Origin of the sequence: Aliidongia dinghuensis, from assembly GCF_014643535.1 — a bacterium.
GTDB lineage: Bacteria > Pseudomonadota > Alphaproteobacteria > ATCC43930 > CGMCC-115725 > Aliidongia > Aliidongia dinghuensis.
In genome coordinates, this window is sequence record NZ_BMJQ01000003.1 from 164,259 (window position 1) to 184,630 (window position 20,372).

Genomic DNA, 20,372 nt, shown 5'->3' on the forward strand with positions numbered 1-20,372 from the left:
CATTGCCGATCGGACCGTTCAACCGGAGTCCGGCCGATCGCCTGAAGCGCAACGAGCGCTTGACGATCCTGGGCGGCATCGTGCTCGCCGGCCTGCTGTGGATCGGCATCGTCTTCCTGATCGAGGACGCGACGCGGTCGATTCGCAGTGATGCGGAGCGCGATGCCCGCAACATTTCGACCGCGGTCGCCGAGCAAACGGACCGGGCGGTCGACAGCGTCGACCAGATGCTGCGCACGCTGGCCTATCTGGTCGAACGCGACGGCAGCCGGTTCCACATGGCCGAGATGGTCAACCGCGGCCTGCTCGTGAACGAGCTCGTGCTGCAGGTGTCCTACACCGATGCCGCCGGCACCATGGTCCAGAGCAGCATCGGTGCTGCACCCACCGTCAATGTCGCCGACCGGGAGCATTTCCGTGTCCATGCCGACCGGAAGGTCACCGGCCTGTTCATCAGCCGGCCGGTGTTCGGCCGGGCATCCGGCAAATGGTCGATCCAGATGACGCGGCGGATCGACAAGCCGGACGGCAGCTTCGGCGGCATCGCCGTCGCCTCGGTCGATCCCGATTACTTCAAGCGCTTCTACAGCGACCTGTCGCTCGGCAAGGACGGCATGGTCATGCTGGTCGGCGAGGACGGCGGCGTCCGCGCCCGCTCGGTTGCGACCGACCTCGCCACCGCCGACATCTCGGGCACGCCCCTCCTGCATTTCGCGGAGGAGGCAAGCGGCCGGGCGGCCGTGCTCGAAAGCGTACTTGATCATGTACGCCGGATCTATGTCGCGACCCGGGTGCCGCGCGGGCCACTCCTGTCGATCGTCGGCCTGTCCGAGGACGAGGTGATGGGCGCGATCGAGGCGCAGCGCGCAATCTATCTCGGCGCCGGCGTGTTCGGCTCTGTCATGATCTTCGGCTTCACGCTGGCGCTGCGCTTCCTCCTGCGCCGCCAGGCCGCGGCCGAGCAGCGCCTGCGCCAGGCGATCGACGCCATGGCCGACGGGCTCATCCTCTACGACAGCCAGGACCGCGTCGTGCTGTGGAACGAGTGCTACCTGCAGGTCTTCCCGCACCTGAAGCCGCTGCTCAGATCCGGCATCCGCTTCCAGGAGCTGGCGCAGCGCGCTTCGCACAATCTGCGCGGCGTCGAGACGCCGGAGGCGCGCGAGCGCTGGATCCGCTGGCGGCTCGACCAGATGCGCTCCGCCCCCCAGCGCCTCCAGCAGGATCTGCCGGACGGCCGCACGATCGACACAGCCGAGCGTCCGACGGCCGACGGCGGCGTCGTCAGCGTCTCGCGCGACATCACGCCGTTGAAGGAGAGCGCGCGACGCCTGGCCGAAAGCGAGACGCGCTTCCGCGATTTCGCCGAGGTCGCGTCCGACTGGTTCTGGGAAACCGACGATATCTACCGGTTCACCTATGTTTCAGACCGGGCGGAGGCGCTCGGCATCTCGACCGGCAACCTTTCGACGCTCGACAGGCTCGGCCTCGAGGACGATTCACGCCAGGCCGAGGAGCGCCGGATCCGGCTCGCCGCGGGCGAGGCGTTCCACGACTGGCATGTCACGGTCACCCGCGCCGGGGCCACCTACAACCTGTCGCTGAGCGGCAAGCCGTTCAAAAGCCCGTCCGGCGCGTTCATGGGCTATCGCGGCTGCGCCCGAGACATCTCGGTCCAGATCGCGGCCGCCAACGCGCTCGAACGCGCGCGGCGGGCCGCCGAGGCGGCGAACCGCTCCAAGAGCGAATTCCTCGCCAACATGAGCCACGAGATCCGCACGCCCATGAACGGCGTGATCGGCATGACCGCAATCCTGCTCGAGACCCGACTCGACACGCACCAGCTGCGCTACACGAAGGCGATCGCGCAGTCGGCCGAGGCGCTGCTCGCAATCATCAACGACATCCTCGATTATTCGAAGCTCGAGGCCGGCGCCGTAGCGCTCGAGGGCATCCCCTTCGCGACCGAGGCGCTCGTCGACCAGGTCCTGTCGCTGATGGCGAACGGTGCCCGGGCCAAGGGCCTCGAACTCACCGTGGATTACCCGACCGGCCCCGTGGGAGCGCTCGTCGGCGACCCGACGCGGATCCGCCAGATCCTGCTGAACCTGGTGTCGAACGCGATCAAGTTCAGCGACCAGGGCACGATTTCGATCATCGTCTCGACCACGCCGGCCAAGGACGGCAAGCGCATGCTGACGCTTCAGGTGCGCGACGAGGGCATCGGCATCCCGGGGGAGATGCAGGAGCGGCTGTTCGACCGCTTCACGCAGGGCGACGCGTCCACCTCGCGCAAATACGGCGGCAGCGGCCTCGGGCTCGCGATCAGCAAGCAGCTCGCCGACCTGATGGGCGGCGAGCTCGGCGTCTCGAGCACGCCCGGCGGCGGCAGCACCTTCTGGCTGCGCCTCACCCTCTCGACCGCGGACGAGCGCGGCCTGGTCGGCGCCGGCAGCGACCTGACCGACGACCAGGCGCCGCCGATCCTGCGCAGCCTGTCGGTGCTGGTGGCCGAGGACAATAACATCAACCAGATGGTGATCGGCGGCATCCTCGCCGGCGGCGGGCATCGGGTGCGCTTCGTCGAGACCGGCGCCGCCGCGGTCGAGGCGGTCCGCACCGATTCCTTCGACCTCGTACTGATGGACATTTCCATGCCGGAAATGGATGGCGCCACGGCGACCCGCCTCATCCGCGCGCTGCCGGACGGCAAGGCGCGCATCCCGATCGTGGCGCTAAGCGCGCATGCCATGTCCGGCGACCGGGAACGCTATCTTGCCGAGGGCATGGATGACTACGTGACCAAGCCGGTCGACCCGCCGACCCTGTTCCGCGCCATGGCCCGGGTGACTGGGGCGCTCGATTGACCGGGGGGCTCGATTGAACGAGGCCACGCTGGGTGAGCCGGCCGCATATATCCCGGCCGCAACCGCCTGCAGCTATCCGGTGCGTGACGGCAATCTCATCCGCCCGCTCGTCGACGGCGTGCCGGCCTTCACCCGCATCGGCGCCGCGGTCGAGGCGGCCCGGCACAGCGTCTGGCTGACCGTCACCTTCATGGCGCCGGAGGTCGAGCTGCCCCAAGGGCGCGGCACGCTGTTCGACCTGCTCGATCGCGCCGTCGCCCGCGGCGTCGACGTGCGCGTACTGTTCTGGCGCCCCAATCCCGAGACCGAGCATTACGGCCGGACCTTCGCCGGACGGCCCGAGGACCGGGCGCTGCTCGCCGCCCGCGGCTCGCGCTTCCGTATTCGCTGGGACCGGTCGCCCACGACCTATTGCCAGCACCAGAAGAGCTGGCTGATCGATGCCGGCCACGACACGGAACTCGCCTTCGTCGGCGGCATCAACATCAACCACCGGGCGCTCGGCACGCGCGACCACGCCGACATGAGCCGGATCCACGACGCCTATGTCGAGCTCGCCGGCCCGTCGGCGACCGACGTGCATCATAATTTCGTCCAGCGCTGGAACGAGGCGAGCGAGTGCTGGGCGCCGGACGGCACCTGGGGCCATACGGCCTTGGACTATCCTGGCAGCGACGCGCTCGAGTTCCCGAGCTGCACCTCCGCTGGACGCGGCACCAGCCGCGTGCAGGTCCAGCGCACCATCTCGCCCGGCTGCTACGGCGACGGGCACGCAGCACCCGGCGCCCCACCGTTCGACATCGCGGCCGGCGAGCGTTCGATCCTCGAGCAATACACACGCGCGATCGAGGCTGCCCGACGCTCGATCTATATCGAGAACCAGGCGATCCCGATCGCCGAGATCGCGGCCCGGCTCGAAGCGGCGCTGGCGCGCGGCGTCGCCGTGACGGCGCTCGTCCCGGGCGTGCCGGAGGACTGGGTGACGCTGGCCCGGCGCGCGGGCCAGCGTCGGGAGCAGTTCGACCGGCTGGCCGCCCTCGGCCGCTACGAGGGTTTTACGCTCGCGGGCCTCGCCGGCCGCGCCGGGCTGGGCCCGCGCCACGACATCTATGTTCACGACAAGCTGATGCTGGTCGACGACGCCTGGGCGACGATCGGCTCGGCCAACCTGCACCATAATTCGCTCTACGGCAGCGGCGAGATGAACGTCTCGGTCTGGGACCCGGCTTTCACCCGCGCGCTCCGCATCGATCTGCTGGACGAACATCTGGGCCGGGACACGAGCGCGCTCGACGACAGCGCAGCGCTCAAGCTCTACCAGCAGATCGCCCGGGAAAACCGCCGCAAGCACGCGGCCGGCGATCCTGACTGGCAGGGCCACGCCTTCGCGCTCGACCCGGCGACCTATGGCATGTAGCGGCTGGGGTTCCGCCCTTGCCTGTGCGTTGCTATCGTCGCGGGCATGAAGATCGCGGTCATCGCCGACATCCACGGCAATCTCCTGGCGCTCGACGCCGTTCTGGCCGACATCGCGGCGCGCGGTGTCGACCTCACCGTCAACCTGGGCGACATCGTCTCGGGCCCGCTCTGGCCGCGCGAGACGGCGGATCGGCTGAGGCCGCTCGGCCTGCCGACGATTCGCGGCAATCACGAGCGGCAGGTCCTGACGTTCGCGCCCGATCGCATGGGGGCGTCCGACCGGCATGCGGCAGCGACGCTCCGCCCGGACCAGAAGGAATGGCTGGCTGAGCTGCCAGCGACGCTCCGGCTCGACGGCGATATCCTGCTCGTCCACGGCACGCCCGCGAGCGATCTCGTCTATTTCTTAGAGACGCCCGAGCCGGGTTATGCGCGGGCGGCAACCGCCGCCGAGATCGAGGAACGGGCGGCCGACACCCGGGCGCGGCTCATCCTGTGCGGCCATACCCACACGCCGCGCCTCGCACACACTGCCGACGACCGCGTGATCGTCAATCCAGGCAGCGTCGGCCTGCAGGCCTATAGCGACGAGGAGCCAGTCCCGCACCCTGTCGAGATGGGCGCGCCGCACGCGCGCTATGCCATCGTCGAGGTGACGACGGATACCGTCGCGGTCGACTTCCGCGCCATTCCCTACGACTGGGAGGCAGCAGCCCGCCAGGCCGAAGCCAACGGCCGGCCCGACTGGGCGCGCGCGCTCAGGACCGGCCGGGTCTAGCGGCGAGGATGACCGGCGATGCCAGCGCGGCGATGACAGCGCGGCGATGTCACATCTTTGCCCTTGCAGAACATAACATGAACATGTACGGTCGTGAGGCTCGTGTCGGGCCCGTGGGATTGGTCTAACCGCCTGCCGGACCGCACAGATCCCGGGCCGGCCGCTGGGCATTCTCGCGCCAGGGCCGGCCCGGCAAAATCCAGGTCAGGTTAAATCTTTGTCATGTGGGAAAGAGAACCCGGGGTTGCCCCGTTGTGTAAGCAACCGGGTGATTGCAGCAGCCCGGCCGGATGCTCCCCATCGCTGCATTGGAAAGACCGACCAAATGCGTTTCTTCAACAAGCTTGCCGCCGCCGCGCTCAGCCTGTCCGTCGCCCTGCCGCTCGCGGCGCTGGCGCAGACCTCTCCGGCCGCCCCCGCGACGCCGGCCCCGGCCGCGACGGCCCCTGCCGCCACGACCCCTGCCGCCACGACCCCTGCCACTCCGGCCCCGACCGCTTCGGCTCCGGCGGCCAGCACGACCCAGAAGTCGACGCCGGCCAAGGCCAGCCACAAGACCAAGAAGCACACGAGCAAGGCTCACAAGGCCTCGCACAAGTCGCACAAGACCACCAAGGCGCCCGTCAAGCAGTCGTAATGACGGCCACCGGCTGGAGGCCGGCTCGTCCGGCCTCCAGCGCTCCTTCCGACCAACCTAAAGCCGCATCATTCTGTCGTCGCGGCCGTTCCGATCAGAACCGTCCCCGTCAAACGCGCGCCACGATGTGGTGCAGCACCAGACTCAGCGTCGGCTGATCCTCCTGGTTCGTGACGTCGTAGCGGATATGGACGGTGCCGCGATCGGGCCGCCGGGTCGACGGGATCAGGTTCAGCACCGTCAGTTCCAGGCTCAGCACATCGCCCGGCCGGACCGGCCGCACCCATTTGACGTCGGTCATGCCGCTGCCGCCGAGATTGCATTCCTTCAGCACGCCGGACCGGACCGACAGGCCAAAAATGGCCGAGATCGTATGCATGCCGCTCGCGACCAGCTGGCCGAACATCGAGCTCGCTGCCGCCGCATCGTCCAGATGGAACGGCTGTGGATCGAAATCACGTGCAAAGCCGATCGTGTCGGACCGGTCGAGCGTGACGCTGCCCAGCTGGAAGCGCTGCCCGACCGAGAGCTCCTCGAAGCCTCTGACCGGCGTTACCGGCACCGCAGGTGGGGTGAAAATCATCGCCCGGCCCCTCGCATTGAACTCCCGCCTCGCGCTGAAATTGTCTTTGCCATGCCTGTTCCTCCGCATCGCCATATTCCCGTCAGATTGCCTGCCTAGGCTCCACCTTCGCAATGACGCGCCGCGTAATGCCCCTTCCTCCGCTCTGGAACATCCCGATCATGCGCCTGCGCTCCCTACCCACCGCCGCCCTGATGGCGGGCCTCCTCGTCCTCGCCGGCTGCGACCAGAGCCCGACGAGCAGCAATAGCGGCAGCGGCTCGGCCGGCGGCCGCATGATGGCGCCGGCCGCGGCCACGATGAAGGTCGCCGACGTGCCGAACGGCCCGAAGCTCGCCTATCACCATTGGTTGGAATACGAGATGCCGGCGGCGAGCGTGGCGCCGCGCTATGCGCGGGCGCGCGACAAGTGCCTGGCGGACACCGCCAACTGCGTGCTGGTCAACGCCTCGATCGACGCAGGCGACCCGCGGAACGGCCGGCCGCCGCACGCTGGCCTGACGATGCGCGTGCCCCATGATGCGGTCGCCGCCGTTGAGCAGGGCATCGCCGCCCCCGTGCCGGGCGAAGCGCCGGGGGCGATCGAGCTCCGCTCGCGCAACACCTCGGCCGACGACCTGACCACGGCGATCCAGGACGTAGACCGCCGGCTCGCCCAGCTCACCGACTATCGCGACCGGCTGACGGCGCTCGCCAAGCGGGCGGACGCCAAGGTCGAGGACCTGATCAAGGTCGAGCAGGAGCTGTCGAACACCCAGAGCCAGATCGAGACGATCACCGCCCAGCAGAAGCACCTGAACGAGCAGGTCGCAACCGAGCTCCTGACGATCAACCTCGCGGCGGAGCCGACGCCCGAGACCATGACCGGCCCGATCGGCCAGGTCTGGCGCAACGCCGGCACCGTGCTGGGGCAGAACACGGCGGCGGCGCTGCACTTCGCCATCGGCGCCGTGCCGTGGCTGGTGATCGCCGCGGTAGCGTTCACCCTGCTGGCCGTGCTGCGCCAGGTCTTCCGCCGCCGCCGGCGCGCCTGATGGGGCGCGCCTGATCAGTCGGCTCAGGGTGCCTTGGCGCTGACGATCCAGATGGCCGCCGGCAGCAGCACGCGCCCGCCGTCGGCATAGGGGACGAACACTCGCCTCAGCGAGGCCGTCACCGCCGCGCGGATCTCGTCCGAAACGCCGTCGAGCGCCCGGCTGGTGGCGCCGATGTCGAGCGTATAGGAGACCGCCGCGTCGACGCCGCCGCCAGACGCGAGGTCGAGCGCCAGATCGACCGGCTCGATGGCCACGTTCTCGAAGCCGGCCGTCGAGAGGATGCGCGTCACTCGCTCCGGATCACCGAACGAGAACGGCCCCGGATCCTCCGGCCCCGGCTTCGGCAGCGGCGGCACATGCTCGTAGGCGGCATTGAGCGGCACCATCATCCACGGGTTCTCGGCCGGCTTGCGCCAGCAGGCGAAGGCGACCCGTCCGCCGGGCTTGAGGCCGCGGCGCATGTTGGCGAAGGCAGCCGCCGGATCGCCGAAGAACATGACGCCGAAGCGCGAGAACAAGAGATCGGCCCACCCCGGCGTGAACGGATGCCGGGCCGCATCGGCGCAGACGAACGAGACCGTCGGCCGGTCGGCGAGCCGCTGCTCGGCGCGCGCCAGCATCGGCGCCGACACGTCGGCCGCGAGTACGGCGCCCGTGGCACCGACCCGCTCGGCGAGCAGGCTGGTCGTAGCCCCGCAACCGCAGCCGACATCGATCACCCGCTCTCCCGCCGCGACCGCGGCCCGGTTGAGCACGATCTCGGCCACCGGCGCCAGCACCTGGTCCGTCAGCTCCTGACGCTTCACCCAATGATCGCCGCCGGCGCCGTTCCAATAGGCGATCTGGTTTTCGTGCAAAGTCTCGATAGGCTCGCTCATCATTTCTTCTCCGCGGGTTGTGCCCGGCCGCCGAGCCCGAGCCGCCGGTCGGCCTCGGTCTGGATGACCGCCAGCAGTTCCGGCCGGGACGCGGCGATCGCCCGGAAATCGGCGATATCGAGCGCCAGAAGCTGGCATTGGCTCAGCGTTACCACCGTGGCGGTGCGTGGGCCGCCGGTCAGCAGCGCGATCTCGCCGAAGAACTCGCCCGGCCCCATGATCTGCGGCTTCGGCTTGACCGCAGCCTCGACCTCGCCCTGCACGATGAAATACATGCAGTCGCCCGGCTGGCCACGCCGCGCCAGCACGGTGCGTGCCGGCACCTCGCGCGGGCGCAGCATGTTGGCAAGATCAGCGATGGCGCCAGGTCCGACGTCGTGCAGGAACGGCACCTGGGCGACCAGGTCCCAGTTGCGCAAGAAGTCGCGCCGCCGAAGCTCGTTCGAGAAGCCGGTCGCAAGGATACCGGCCAGAAGCCCGAATACGGTGATGCCACAGACCATGACGATGCCGCCGAGCAGCCGGCCGAACGGCGTCAGCGGCACCGTGTCGCCATAGCCGGTGGTCGTGAGTGTCGTCACCGCCCACCAGAGCGCCATGGACAGGCTGCCGAACCGGTCGGGCTGCACTTCGCGCTCGGCGTGATAGGCAAGCACCGAGGCGACCAGCAGGACCAGAAGGAAGATCAGGAACACACCCAGCACCGGCTGCCGCTCGCGGACGGCCACCCGCCACAGCATGTCGAGGCCGGTCGTGTAGCGGGCGAAGCGAGCGATCCACAGCACCGCGAGCAGCGGCGCGCCGGTCGGTGTCCAGTCGGCGACGAGCGCGCCCAGCGCGATCGGCAAAACCGTCACGAGGTCGATGATGCCGATGCGCGAGCCTATCCATTCGCGCCGAACCGCCCAGACGGACTGACCGCTGAGATCGCGGTCCAAGGGGGCGACCCAGAGGCGGCTCAGATAGTCGAGCACGAACAAGGCCCAGATCACGGCAATGGCGTAGAGACAGCCGGTCACGACGTGCGGCGGCAGGCTCGGCTGCGTCCCGGCGATCGCGGCCCCGATGCCGATCAGCACCAGCAACGCATCGAACATCCGATAGATCAGCGTTGCGCGCGTGAGCGCATGCTCGTCGATCATCCGATGAATGAGGGTTTCGAGGGCCTTCATTGACGCTCCGGCGGGGCGGGCGCCACTCCAGAGGGGGGCCCGGTCGGACCGCAGGATGGCGCCCCCGCGCACGCTCGGCAAGCCCAGTTGCGGCGGCCCCGTTGCGGCGACCCAGTTGCGTCGACTGGGAAACCACACTCCCGAGAATTCTCCTGTGGCGAGTGTCATCATAGGATCGCGCGCGACACTGCCAGGGTATAGAGGTGACGCGGTGTACGTTCCGGGGCGGGAGTGAGGGGAGCGATGGGGCAGAAGGCATTCGGCTGGGGCTGGCGCCTTGCGCTGGTTCCGCTGCTCATTGTGCTGCCCCTGGCGATGGCCGCACCCGCTCTGGCCGACGAGAGCGAGCCCGAATCGGTCGGCCCCTACCCCGGCACGATCTCGCTGCAGACCGGCTATCCGCAGGCCGACACGGTACGGCGGCTCGAGAAATCCGTGCGCGCCAACGGCCTGACGCTCGTGGCCACGGTCAATTCCGGCGGCCGCGGCCAGACCGGCGCCAGCGTGATCCTGGTGTCGAGCGGCGATTACTGGGGCCGCATCCTCCGCGTCGATCAGTTGGCCGGCATGGAGATGCCGATCCGGCTCTATGTCGTCGACAATGGCAACCGCACCTCGGCCGTGGTCTACCGCACGCCGAGCTCGATTTTCGCGCTCTACGACATGCCGGAGCTCGACCGCCTGGCCGGCGAGCTCGACCAGGTGTTCGCCAAAGTCATCGACGACGCGGTCGGCGAATAGGGATCGGGCCGTCTTGGGCGAGGTCGAGCGTTCCGACATCTGTGTCATCGGCAACGGGGCAGCCGGCGTTGCGGTCGCGACCGGCGCCGCCTTGCTGGGCGTCCGCGTCGCCCTTATCGGCAACGGCACGCCGGAGGACGGCGCCGGCGCCGAGCTCGCCGTCTCGACCCTGCTCGCGATGGCCGACACCGCCGCCCGGATCACCCGTGCCGCCGACCTGGAATTAGGCCCGCTCGCCGCGGCGCCGGACCTCGCCCAGGTGCAGCGCCATATCGAAGCCGTGGTTGCGACGGCGGCAGCCGCCGGCGCGCCCGAGCGGCTGCAAGCGCTCGGCGTCCGGCTGCTCGAGGGCGACGCCCGCTTCGTCGGGCCCTCCAGCATCACGATCGACGGGCTCGTCCTCGGCGATCCCGCGCGCACCATCACCGCCCGACGCTTCGTCATCGCCGCCGGCGGGCGGGCGGTGCGGCCGCCGATCCCCGGCCTCGACCGCGTGCCGTTCCTGACGCCCGGAACGCTCGCGATGCCCGACCGGGCGCCAGGCCATCTGGTCGTGCTCGGCAGCGGCGCCGACGCGCTCGAGCTGGCCCAGGCCTATCGCCGGCTCGGCAGCGCGGTGACCGTGATCGCCGACGGCGCGCCGCTCGCCGACGAAGATCCGGAGCTGGTCGACCTGCTGCTCCTGCGCCTTCGGGCCGAGGGCATCGAGATGCGCGCGGCAACGCCGGTCCAGGCCGTCGCCGAGGTCAACGGCGCCCTGCACCTCACGGTCGGGCCGCCGGCCGCGGCGGAGACGATCGTTGCAAGCCACCTGCTCGTGGCCGCCGGGCGGCGGACCGAGCTCGCCCAACTCGGCCTCGAGGCCGCCGGTGTCGCTGTCGGCTCCAACGGCATCGCGGTCGACCGGCACCTGCGTACCGGCAACCGGCGCATCTATGCGCTGGGCGATGCGATCGGCCCGGATACCGGCGCCGCCGGTGCCGCCGTCCAGGCCGCGATCGTGCTGCGCAACATTCTGTTCCGGCAGCGCGCCCGGCTCGATCCGCAGGCCCTGCCCCGCATCGTCCGGACCGACCCCGGCCTGGCGCAAATTGGCCTCTCCGAACAGGATGCCCGGCAGGCCGGTCTCCGCCCGACAATCCTGCGCTCACCCTTCCACGATAACGACCGGGCCCGCGCCGAAGTGCGAGCGCACGGGCTGATCAAAGTCATCACGACCCCTCGCGGCCGCATCCTGGGCGCTGGCATCGTCGGCCCGAATGCCGACGAGCTGATCCAGATCTGGCAGCTCGCGATCGCGCAGCGGTTGAAGGTCGCCGCCCTCGCCGGCCTGATCACGCCCTATCCGACCTTGGGCGAGGCGTCAAAACGCGCGGCCGGCGGCTATTTCGCCCCGAAGCTGCTCGGCGCCGGCACGAGACGGCTGGTCCGCTGGCTGGCCAAACTCGGCTAGTTGCAGAAATTTATTGCGTCTCGACAGCGCGAGGGCGCCGGCTCGTCTGATTTCTTGTTTACCCGAATCGGCCGCTGTTCCTAGACTACTTCTCGTGGCAATCGCCGCAGCGCGGTCGGCGCCTACCAGATGTCGAAACATGGGAAAGGCGCGATGCGCGGCAGTTCGAACAGCCTGTTCCTGCCTTCGACCTTCGAAGAGCGCGGCGCCGCCGCCCCCTTCACCACGCCGAGCCTGGCCTTGAGCCGGGTGCGCCCGGACGAGCGGCACGGGCTCGTGCTGCTGATGCCGAACCTGGGCGGGGCCGACGGCGCCTATGTCGTACCCTGGGCCGCGATCGGCGATGTCATTACCATGTCGGTCCATGATCGCGCTTTGCATGAGGAGGTGTTGGCGCACCACGCGGTGACGCCTGCCACAATGCGCCGGGCGGCGCTCAAGATCGCCCGAACCGGGCTCGCCGGGCCGAAGGCCGCGCATGCGGCCGAGCTGCTGCTGGAGGCCGAGGAAGCGCAGCGCGCCGAGACCCACCTCATACTGATCCTGTCGCTCCTGGGCGCGCTCGGCCTGAGCTCACGCCAACTGCTCACGCTGAAGCCCGCGAGCCGGGAGTGGGATGACCTCGTCCGCGCCATGCTGCTCGAGGCCGGCTCCCATCTGCTGCTCGACGGCGAGACGATCTATCGACGGATCGGCGAGCTCAGCCGCATCCTGGCGCCGGTCGGCCTCGCCGTCGCGCGCCGGGATGGGCGGCTGCGCCGGCTGACGGTCGAGCTCGCCGCCTTCCGCAATTCCGTCGGCGACTGGAGCCGGCACGATCCCTCCGAGAGCGCGCCCCATGCCGCCTTCGCGTCAGAGGTGGCGGACCTGACCGCCAGAATCGCCGCTGGTGTGCTCGGCCGCCTCGACAAGACGGTCGAGGACATCACCCGCGTGGTGCGGCAATGGGACAAGCAAGCGCTGCTTGCCGAGCGCGCCGCCGCCCGCCTGTCCTGGCTGCTCGACGGCTGGGACTACATCCTGGCCATGTGGTCCGCGGCTATGGCGGCCGGCCGGCCGGAACAGCGCGAGAGCCTGCCGCAGATCATGCGCGTGCTGCCGCTCGTCCCGCGGGACGAGGCGGAGGAGGCTGAGGCCGAGCGCGAGCGAAGGCACGATCTGCCGCAGCACAAGCGGCCGCGTGTCACCGCCGACCGGCACGCCGGGCAGTATGACATCGAGCAGGTCAGCCGCTACGAGGCGCTCAAGGCGGAGGCGACCGAGCGCGCGATCATGATCGAGAAGACGCTCGGATGAGCATCGTCCGGGGTCTCACCTCATGGGCCGGGCTGCAGATCCGGTCCGGGGCGCAGCGCATCACCCAAACGGTGAGCGGCAAGCTCGGCATCCTGCAGCCGATGCAGGCATTGCCAGGCGAGTTCGACGAGCACGACCCGACCGGGCATCAGCCGATCGCACGCGGTCGCACTGGCCCTGGCATCGTCGATCAGCTGGGCCAGATGCCGGGCCTCATCCGACCCGGCGCCGATGGGGCGGCGAATGGCAGCGAAACGCACGCGGAACAGCGCCCAGAGGTCGATCCGCTCGCACGGGACGAAGCCGGCCAACGCACGCGCCTGCGCCGCGTCGGCGCGGATCACCGGCCGGCCGGCATGGAAGACGAGCTGGAGATAGACCAGCCCCTGCCCGGGCGTGGCCCGCTCCGCGACATCGTTCGCGGCTCCATGCAGCGCCTCGACCGCGATCAGCATGCGGTCAACGTTCGTGTCGCACACGAAACGGTGGTCTATGATCCCGAGCAAGGCTCCGTCCGCACTCTGGACCTCATAGCCATTCGTTCCATCGGACGGTTGTGCTACGAGAAAGACATTCGAACTTTCCGACGTCGGCACGATTCGGCGCAGCCCTCAGCTCCGGTCCTGTCCGGCTGGCTTTCATTGTACCCACCTCGTATTGAATAGATTTCCGAGCCATGTTAATTCCTGTTAAAAGTGTATTTCTAAAAATTCTCGGACAAAACGTCCTGAGATCGCATATCCCTGCAAAGCGGGACTGAAGATCCATGCAACATTTGTTGGTCATCGAGGACGAAGACTTTTCCCGATCCCTGCTGTCCGCGTATCTCGAGACCAACGGCTTTGTTGTTTCTGGCGTCGGATCCGGCGAGCAGGGCCTGGCCGCGATCGACACGGGCAAAATTGACGTGGTGCTGCTCGACCTGGGCCTGCCCGATGTCGACGGCATCGAGGTCCTGAAGCGGATTCGCGCCCGGTCCCCCATCCCGGTCATCATCATTTCAAGCCGCGAGCGGGTGGAAGACCGCCTGGTGGCGCTCGAGGCCGGCGCCGACGACTTCCTGGTCAAGCCGTTCGATCCGCGCGAGCTGGCCGCACGCCTCAAGGTCGTGCTGCGCCGGACGGGCGCCGGCCCCTTGTCCGACCGCGACGCGGCGGAGCTGAAGGAACTGCGGTTCGAGGGCTGGAAGCTGCGGTTCGCGACACGCGACCTGATCTCGCCCGCCGGCGGCGAAATCGCGCTCACCCCGTCGGAATTCAACCTGCTGGCCGCCCTCGCCTCCGCACCGCTGCGCGTGCTGTCGCGCGAGAAGCTTCTGGACGCGATCGCGCGGAAAGAGGACGCGCCGATCGACCGCACCATCGACGTGCTGGTGAGCCGCCTCCGCCGCAAGCTCGAGACCGATCCGCGCAAGCCGCAGCTCATCGTGACCGTCCCCGGCTTCGGCTATCGCTTCGCTGCATCGGTCACCGAAAACCTGTCGCCCGACGCCGCGCTCTAACTATTTGATTAGAGGCGTCGTTTCCTAGCCGGCCGCCCGATCGTCGCGGGCGAGCGCGTCCAGCGCCCGGCCGAGCTGCGCGTCGGCCGCGGCAACCGTTTCGGGCAGCAGGGTCGCCAAGCGCTGAAGCTCGGCGTCGAGCCCGTCCCGGCCGGCCGACTCGAGCTTTCCGGCAAGGCCGCTGAGCCGCTCGAGCCGGGCCGACGCCGCGAGCCCGGCAAGCTTGTGGGCGGCGGCCGCGATCGAGGCCGTTTCGCCGCCGGCGAGCGCCTCCCGGAGCGCCGCGTCGGTTTGCGCCAGCGACGCGCGCGCGGTCGCGAGCAGCCGTCCGGCGATTTCCGGTCCCAGGTCGTCGGCGAGCCGTGTGAGCGCATTTTGCGGTGCCGACGCGGCCGTGCCCAGCAGCGGGACCAGCGCTTGCAGCAGCTTCTCGACGACGACCGGCTTCACCACGACACCGTCCATGCCCGCTTCATGGCAGGCGGCGAGGTCCTCGGGGCGGGCATTCGCCGTGACGCCCAGCACCGGCACGCGCTGGTCGGGACGCTCGCGCTCGCGTAGGCGGCGCGTGGTTTCGATGCCGTCGAGCGCGGGCATGCGCATGTCCATGAGCACGGCATCGACGTCAATGCGGCTCAAGATGTCGAGCGCGCCCTCGCCGCTCGCCGCCTCGACCACGACCGCACCGCGCGAGCGCAGCAGCTCGCCCAGCAGGAAACGGTTGGCCGGCTCGTCGTCGACGACCAGCAGCCGCCGGCCAGACACGCTGGCGAGCACGGCGGGCGGCTCGGCATCCGCCTCGTGATCGAGTACCACCGGCAGCGTCAGCCAGAAGCAGCTGCCCTCGCCCGGCCGGCTCGTGACGCCGACGTCTCCGCCGGACAGGCGGGCGAGCCGGCGGCAGATCGCAAGGCCCAGGCCCGTGCCGCCGAAGCGGCGCCGAATCGACGGGTCGGCCTGCACGAACGGCTCGAATATGATCGCCCGCTGCTCTTCGCTGAGCCCGATGCCGGTGTCGACGACCTCGATGCGCAGCACCGGCCCGTCGGCGCCGGCGCGCAGCCCGCCACGGACGACGATGCCGCCGCGCTCGGTGAACTTGACCGCATTGCCGATCAGGTTGAGCAGGATCTGGCGCAGCCGGCTCTCGTCGCCGACCAGCACCTCCGGCAGCGCGCCGTCCAGCATCGCGACGAGATCGAGCGACTTGGCGCTGGCATCCGGCATCAGCAGGGCCACCGCATCCTCGACGATCTGGCGAGGCCGGAACCGGGCCGTCCCCGGCTCGATCTGCCCCGCGTCGACGCCGGCGAAGTCCAGGATGTCGTTGATCGTGACATGGAGCGTCCGCCCGGCGACGGCGATGATGTCGACGCAGCGCCGCTGCATGCGGTCGAGGCTCGTCTCGGACAACAGGCGAATGGCGCCGATCGTGGTATGGATGGGCGTGCGCAGCTCGTGGCTGATCGTCGAGAGAAAGTTGGCCTTGGACCGGTTTGCCTCGTCGGCACGCGCCAGTGCCGCACGCAGGTCGTCGGCCTGGTGCGCAAGGCGTGCTGCGAAGCCCTCGTTGCGCAGCCGCAGCGAAAAGGCCTGGGCGTAGAGCCTTCCGATCCGCAACCCTTGGCAGGCGAGCGCCACGGCGAGAACCGCGGTCATTACGGCCATGCCGATCTGGAACGTCCCGCCGTCGAGCCAGAGCCGCAGCGACAAGAGCGGCAGGCACGGCAACAAAGAGCCGAAGAATGCCGGCAGGAAGGCCGACAGCACGCCGGTGCCGATCGTGTTGAGCACAGAGATGGCGAGGATGAGCACCGTCTGCGGCTCGACGTCACCCGGGACGAAGAACAAGAAGGCGCTGGCTCCCCACAGCCCGGCGGTCACGGTCGAGCCGAGCACGGCGCCCGCCTGCCAGGGCAGCCCCGATCGCTCGGCCCCCGCCCGGCGGAAGCGCCGCATCAGCAAGAGACGCGCGCACAGCACCAGAAGATGGGCGGCACACCAGGCTGCGGCTGTGCGCCGATCCAGCCGATCGCCGATCGCCCAGAGCACCAGGGCAACGCCGACAGCATTGGCGATGACCACGTTCGGCAGGCTGTCGAAATAAGCCGAGAGCTGCGCCGCCCGCAGCGCGGCCGCATCCAGCGTATCAGCCTCCGTCCCGGTCGTATCGGCGACCCGCAGCATCGTCCCCCTTTCTCCAGCGTCGATTTCCTGGGCGTCGAACGGGACCGGCGATGCCCCGTTCGGACCAGTTGCGCCCGGACCGGTTGCGCCTCGTGTGGTCGAGCACCAAGACTAACGAACGATCGGGAAGATTACTTTTACGTTTCGTCGGCATAATGGCGAGCGCTACCCTCTCACACCTCCCTTAGGCGCCGCGGGATAGCCGGCGCCGCGATTGATCATGCTCCGGCGGAAAGGACAAAAACGCGCATGAGGTTGGTTCGCCTGCCCCGGACAACCATCGCTCTGTGCGTCGTGGCACTTGCCGCCTTGGCCGTCATCGTCCTGTCGGGCTGGTTCGCCGTCGAATCACGCAGCATCGCGCTCGCCAACGCCGGCATCGCCGAACGGAACCTCGCCCGCGCGCTCACCCAGAACGCCGACCGCGCCATCGAGGGCACCAACATCGTCCTGCGCACGAGCGTCGACATCGTCGAGCAGGCTGGCCTCAAGAGCTACAACGAAGATACGCTCCACGCCTTTCTGCAGGAGCGCTCGGACGGGCTGCTCGCGATCAAGTCGCTCATCATCGCTGATGCCGGCGGCCATCTGCTGGCCGATTCCGAAGCCTACAACGTCACCGCCGTCTCGGTCGCCGATCGGGACTTCTTCCAGGCGCACAAGGACACGGTCCTCAACGACTATTTCGTGGGCGCCCCGGCCCATTCCCGGCTCGACGGGCAATGGACCTTCGCCATCAGCCGGCGCATCAACAATCCCGACGGCAGCTTCGCCGGCATCGTCGTCGCCGACGTCGACTTGAGCTACTTCAAACTGTTCTACGACACGATCGATGTCGGTGCCGACGGCCGCATCGCCCTCATGCGTGCCGACGGCACGATCCTGACCGAGAAGCCGTACGAGGCCGGGACGACGGGCTCGCGCTACGTCGACGACCCGGACTACCAGGCCCATGTGGCCGCAGTGGAGTTCAGTACGTTCCGCGCCACCGGCCCCGACGGCGTCCCGCGGCTCGTTACATATCACCGGTCGGAGGACGGCCGGTTCGTCATCGCCGTGGCGCTGCCGATCGCGAGCGTGCTCGCGGACTGGCAGCGCGACACCGAGCGCAACATGGAGATCGCGGGCGCGGTCAGCCTCGTCATCCTGCTGCTCGGCATCGCGCTCTGGCGGCAGTATCACCGGTCCGAGACCGCAACACGCGAAGCCGCCGCCGCCGCTGTCGCAACGCTCGAGAAGAACGCGATCCTCAACACCATCCTGCAGAACCTGCCCGACGGCATCCGCGTGCTGGATCGCGACCTGAAGCTCGTCGCCTGGAACGACGTGGTGTTCGACGTGCTCTCGATCGATCGCGACACCGTGCTAAACGCGCCGGATCCGAGCCGGGCGATGCGTCAGCTGATGGCCGAGCGCGGCGCGCTCGATCCCGGCGGCACGGCACGGCTGAACGCGGTGCTCGAGGGCGAGGAGAACCGCATCCGCGCCGGCAAGCCGATGCGATTCGAGCGCCAGCAGAGCAACGGCACCTGGATCGAGATGCGCGCCCATCCGATGCCGGACGGCGGCGAGGTCGCGATCGTGCGCGACATCAGCGAGCGCAAGCAGCGCGAGATGGAAGTCGAGGAAGCGCACTGGCGGCTCGAGCGCCAGGCCGCCGACCTCATCGCTGCGTCGGGCGAGCTCACCATCGCGCGCGCCGAGGCCGAGGCGGCGCGGGCCCACGCGGAGGCGGCGAACCAGGCCAAATCCGAATTCCTCGCCAACATGAGTCACGAGATCCGCACGCCCATGAACGGTGTGCTGGGCATGGCAAGCCTGCTGCTGCAGAGCGGGCTCGACCTCGAGCAGCAATCCTTCGCCGAATCGATCCAGGCCTCAGGCGAGAACCTGCTCGCCATCATCAACGACATTCTCGACATCTCGAAGCTCGAGGCCGGCCGCGTCGAGCTCGACCAGATCGACTTCAACCTCGAAGCGCTGGTCGAAGGCGTCGTCGAGATCGTGGCACCCAAGGCGGCGGAGAAGCGGCTGCAGCTGGGCGCCCTCGTCCATCCGAGCGCCAAAGGCGATTTCCGCGGCGATCCCAACCGCCTGCGCCAGGTGCTGACCAACCTCATCGGCAATGCCGTCAAGTTCACCGAGACCGGCAGCGTCACGGTCGAGGCCGCCGCGGTCGCGATCGAGGGCGGCGCCGTGGTCCTGCGCATCGAGGTGAGTGACACCGGCATCGGCATTGCCGACGAAGCACGGGGCCATCTCTTCCAGAAATTCAGCCAGGCCGACAGTTCGATCACGCGCCGCTTCGGCGGTACGGGGCTCGGTCTCGCCATCTCGCAGCAGCTGGTCGAGCTGATGGGCGGCACGATCGACCTCACCAGCGGGCCGAACGGCTCGACCTTCTGGTTCACCGTCAAGCTCGACCGCGCCGAGGCGGCGGTCGGGCAGCGCCCGGCGCCTGTCGTCCCGCTCGAAGGCAAGCGCGTGCTGGTGGTCGACGATCTGCCGCTCAACCGCCGGATCTACCGCGGCCAGCTCGAAGGCTGGGGCCTGACGGTCATGGAGGCGGAGGACGGTTTCGCCGCGCTCGCCATGATCGAGCGGGCCGGCGCCTCGCATATCGCGTTCGACGTCATCCTCGCCGACCAGCACATGCCCGGGATGCTGGGCGAGGAACTGGCCAGCCGGATCCGCGCACGGCCCGACCTGTTCCGCGGCCACATCATCCTGGCCTCGTCGGGCGGGCTCAAGCCCAAGACCGCGGGCGGGCGGCCGGTCGCCGACGCGGCATTGATGAAGCCGGTCAAGGCGCGCGCGCTGCACGATTGCCTGCTCGACCTCGCCGCCGGCAAGACGCCGGCCGAGCCGGCGAGCCGCCAGGTGCCGGCGCCTTCGGTCCTGGCCACGGGGCGGCGGATCTTGCTGGTCGAGGATAATTCGATCAATCAGAAGGTCGCCTGCGCCTTCCTCGAGCGCGCCGGCCATCGCGTCGACGTTGCAACCCAAGGCGCCCATGCGCTCGAGCGCATCGCGGCCGAGGATTACGACATCGTGCTGATGGACATCCAGATGCCGGTCATGGACGGGCTGGAAGCGACCCGGCTGATCCGTGCCCGCACCGACGCCAAGGCGAACCTGCCGATCGTCGCCATGACCGCCAATGCCATGGAGGGGGCGCGCGAGGAATATCTCGCCGCCGGCATGGACGACTACCTCTCGAAGCCGATCGAAGCGAAGCTGATGCTCGATCTGGTCGAGCGCCTGACCGAGGAACGGTCTCGACCGGCCGATCCGCCACCCACGGCGAACCGGGCGCGCGCCAAGGCGAAACCCGCCGATCTGCCGATGCTTGACGAGCCCCATATCGCGTCCATCCGCCAAGTGATGGCACCGGCTGAATTCACCGACCTGATCGGCGCCTTCGTCGACGGGGCGGCCGACCGGCTCGAGCGGATCGAGCGGCTCGTCGAGACCGATGATTTCGCCTCGCTGTTCCGCGAGGCGCACGACATGGTCTCGACCGCCGGCAATTTCGGCGCCCGCCGGGTCGAGCGGACGGCGCGCGCGCTGGAGACGGCAGCCAAGGCCGAAGATCGCGCCGCGATCGAGCGTGCAGCAGCCGAGCTCCAGCGCGAGGGGACAGCGGCGCTCGGCGCGATGCGCGAGCGCGTCATGGGCGTGCCGGCGTAAGGTTGCCCACCCGTTATCGCGCCCAGCCCGGCCAGGGACGGGACGCGCGATGCAGCTTGCCGTCTTTTTATCGTCATCCCCTAGCGCCTGCGCGGGGAAGACGGGACAACTAAACCGGACAGCGGTCGGTCAA

Annotated in this window: 15 protein-coding genes; 10 read left to right on the plus strand and 5 right to left on the minus strand. The window is 69.1% G+C overall.

Annotation, left to right across the window (positions count from 1 at the left end; translation table 11 throughout):
* The first annotated feature begins 2 nt into the window (after positions 1 to 2).
* From IEY58_RS06750 to IEY58_RS06765, 4 genes are all read left to right on the plus strand, one after another.
* Positions 3 to 2,867: an ATP-binding protein gene (locus IEY58_RS06750; protein ID WP_189043888.1), complete on the plus strand. Its 2,865-nt coding sequence runs from the start codon at positions 3 to 5 to the stop codon at positions 2,865 to 2,867.
* Positions 2,868 to 2,880: 13 nt separating this feature from the next.
* Positions 2,881 to 4,284, plus strand: coding sequence for a phospholipase D-like domain-containing protein (locus tag IEY58_RS06755; RefSeq protein ID WP_189043890.1), 1,404 nt, complete (start codon positions 2,881 to 2,883; stop codon positions 4,282 to 4,284).
* A 45-nt stretch (positions 4,285 to 4,329) separates the two neighbouring features.
* Positions 4,330 to 5,064, plus strand: coding sequence for a metallophosphoesterase family protein (locus tag IEY58_RS06760; protein WP_189043892.1), 735 nt, complete (start codon positions 4,330 to 4,332; stop codon positions 5,062 to 5,064).
* A gap of 325 nt (positions 5,065 to 5,389) precedes the next feature.
* The gene (locus tag IEY58_RS06765; RefSeq protein WP_189043894.1) at positions 5,390 to 5,701 is read left to right on the plus strand and encodes a hypothetical protein; all 312 of its coding nucleotides are present in this window, start codon (positions 5,390 to 5,392) and stop codon (positions 5,699 to 5,701) included.
* A gap of 109 nt (positions 5,702 to 5,810) precedes the next feature.
* Here IEY58_RS06765 and IEY58_RS06770 read toward each other — a convergent pair whose 3' ends face one another.
* Entirely contained in the window at positions 5,811 to 6,284 is a 474-nt protein-coding gene (locus IEY58_RS06770) for a MaoC family dehydratase (protein ID WP_189043896.1), read from the minus strand.
* A 128-nt stretch (positions 6,285 to 6,412) separates the two neighbouring features.
* Here IEY58_RS06770 and IEY58_RS06775 point away from each other — a divergent pair, with 128 nt between their 5' ends.
* A complete protein-coding gene (locus tag IEY58_RS06775) occupies positions 6,413 to 7,318 on the plus strand; it encodes a DUF4349 domain-containing protein (RefSeq protein WP_189043898.1) in 906 nt (301 codons plus the stop codon).
* 23 nt (positions 7,319 to 7,341) lie between these two features.
* On the opposite strand, the gene IEY58_RS06780 is transcribed toward IEY58_RS06775, so the two are convergent.
* Together IEY58_RS06780 and IEY58_RS06785 are read right to left on the minus strand one after the other, a co-directional pair.
* Positions 7,342 to 8,202 carry a class I SAM-dependent methyltransferase gene (locus IEY58_RS06780; RefSeq protein ID WP_229743539.1) on the minus strand — a complete coding sequence of 287 codons (861 nt, stop codon included), beginning with the start codon at positions 8,200 to 8,202 and terminating at the stop codon, positions 7,342 to 7,344.
* Positions 8,199 to 9,371, minus strand: a complete 1,173-nt coding sequence (locus tag IEY58_RS06785; RefSeq protein WP_189043900.1) for a cyclic nucleotide-gated ion channel — start codon at positions 9,369 to 9,371, stop codon at positions 8,199 to 8,201. Before IEY58_RS06785 ends, IEY58_RS06780 begins: the two co-directional genes overlap by 4 nt.
* Positions 9,372 to 9,614: 243 nt before the next feature.
* On the opposite strand from IEY58_RS06785, the gene IEY58_RS06790 reads away from it, so the two are divergent.
* The 3 genes from IEY58_RS06790 to IEY58_RS06800 all read left to right on the plus strand — a co-directional run bounded on the left by IEY58_RS06790 (position 9,615) and on the right by IEY58_RS06800 (position 12,861).
* Positions 9,615 to 10,112 (plus strand): DUF302 domain-containing protein, encoded by a 498-nt coding sequence (locus tag IEY58_RS06790; RefSeq protein WP_189043902.1) that lies wholly within the window; start codon positions 9,615 to 9,617, stop codon positions 10,110 to 10,112.
* Between the two features lie 13 nt (positions 10,113 to 10,125).
* On the plus strand, positions 10,126 to 11,565 hold the full coding sequence (locus tag IEY58_RS06795; RefSeq protein ID WP_189043904.1) for a dihydrolipoyl dehydrogenase family protein: 1,440 nt from the start codon (positions 10,126 to 10,128) through the stop codon (positions 11,563 to 11,565).
* Positions 11,566 to 11,718: 153 nt separating this feature from the next.
* Positions 11,719 to 12,861 carry a hypothetical protein gene (locus IEY58_RS06800; protein WP_189043906.1) on the plus strand — a complete coding sequence of 381 codons (1,143 nt, stop codon included), beginning with the start codon at positions 11,719 to 11,721 and terminating at the stop codon, positions 12,859 to 12,861.
* 20 nt (positions 12,862 to 12,881) lie between these two features.
* Here the strand turns inward: IEY58_RS06800 and IEY58_RS06805 are convergent, their stop codons facing one another.
* Complete coding sequence (locus IEY58_RS06805; RefSeq protein ID WP_189043907.1) at positions 12,882 to 13,316, minus strand: hypothetical protein; 435 nt, start codon at positions 13,314 to 13,316, stop codon at positions 12,882 to 12,884.
* Positions 13,317 to 13,627: 311 nt separating this feature from the next.
* Between IEY58_RS06805 and IEY58_RS06810 the strand changes: the two genes are divergently transcribed.
* Positions 13,628 to 14,362 (plus strand): response regulator transcription factor, encoded by a 735-nt coding sequence (locus IEY58_RS06810; RefSeq protein WP_189043909.1) that lies wholly within the window; start codon positions 13,628 to 13,630, stop codon positions 14,360 to 14,362.
* A 24-nt stretch (positions 14,363 to 14,386) separates the two neighbouring features.
* Here IEY58_RS06810 and IEY58_RS06815 read toward each other — a convergent pair whose 3' ends face one another.
* Positions 14,387 to 16,549: an ATP-binding protein gene (locus tag IEY58_RS06815; RefSeq protein ID WP_189043911.1), complete on the minus strand. Its 2,163-nt coding sequence runs from the start codon at positions 16,547 to 16,549 to the stop codon at positions 14,387 to 14,389.
* 249 nt (positions 16,550 to 16,798) lie between these two features.
* Between IEY58_RS06815 and IEY58_RS06820 the strand changes: the two genes are divergently transcribed.
* The gene (locus IEY58_RS06820; protein ID WP_189043913.1) at positions 16,799 to 20,239 is read left to right on the plus strand and encodes a response regulator; all 3,441 of its coding nucleotides are present in this window, start codon (positions 16,799 to 16,801) and stop codon (positions 20,237 to 20,239) included.
* Positions 20,240 to 20,372: the final 133 nt, after the last annotated feature.

Bases quoted from the DNA above. Each gene is read 5' to 3' on its own strand.
- IEY58_RS06790 (WP_189043902.1), top strand. From the start codon at position 9,615: ATGGGGCAGAAGGCATTCGGCTGGGGCTGGCGCCTTGCGCTGGTTCCG.
- IEY58_RS06765 (WP_189043894.1), top strand. From the start codon at position 5,390: ATGCGTTTCTTCAACAAGCTTGCCGCCGCCGCGCTCAGCCTGTCCGTC.
- IEY58_RS06775 (WP_189043898.1), top strand. From the start codon at position 6,413: ATGCCCCTTCCTCCGCTCTGGAACATCCCGATCATGCGCCTGCGCTCC.
- IEY58_RS06785 (WP_189043900.1), bottom strand. From the start codon at position 9,371: ATGAAGGCCCTCGAAACCCTCATTCATCGGATGATCGACGAGCATGCG.
- IEY58_RS06815 (WP_189043911.1), bottom strand. From the start codon at position 16,549: ATGCTGCGGGTCGCCGATACGACCGGGACGGAGGCTGATACGCTGGAT.
- IEY58_RS06780 (WP_229743539.1), bottom strand. From the start codon at position 8,202: ATGATGAGCGAGCCTATCGAGACTTTGCACGAAAACCAGATCGCCTAT.
- IEY58_RS06800 (WP_189043906.1), top strand. From the start codon at position 11,719: ATGCGCGGCAGTTCGAACAGCCTGTTCCTGCCTTCGACCTTCGAAGAG.
- IEY58_RS06805 (WP_189043907.1), bottom strand. From the start codon at position 13,316: ATGCTGATCGCGGTCGAGGCGCTGCATGGAGCCGCGAACGATGTCGCG.
- IEY58_RS06820 (WP_189043913.1), top strand. From the start codon at position 16,799: ATGAGGTTGGTTCGCCTGCCCCGGACAACCATCGCTCTGTGCGTCGTG.
- IEY58_RS06770 (WP_189043896.1), bottom strand. From the start codon at position 6,284: ATGATTTTCACCCCACCTGCGGTGCCGGTAACGCCGGTCAGAGGCTTC.
- IEY58_RS06810 (WP_189043909.1), top strand. From the start codon at position 13,628: ATGCAACATTTGTTGGTCATCGAGGACGAAGACTTTTCCCGATCCCTG.
- IEY58_RS06760 (WP_189043892.1), top strand. From the start codon at position 4,330: ATGAAGATCGCGGTCATCGCCGACATCCACGGCAATCTCCTGGCGCTC.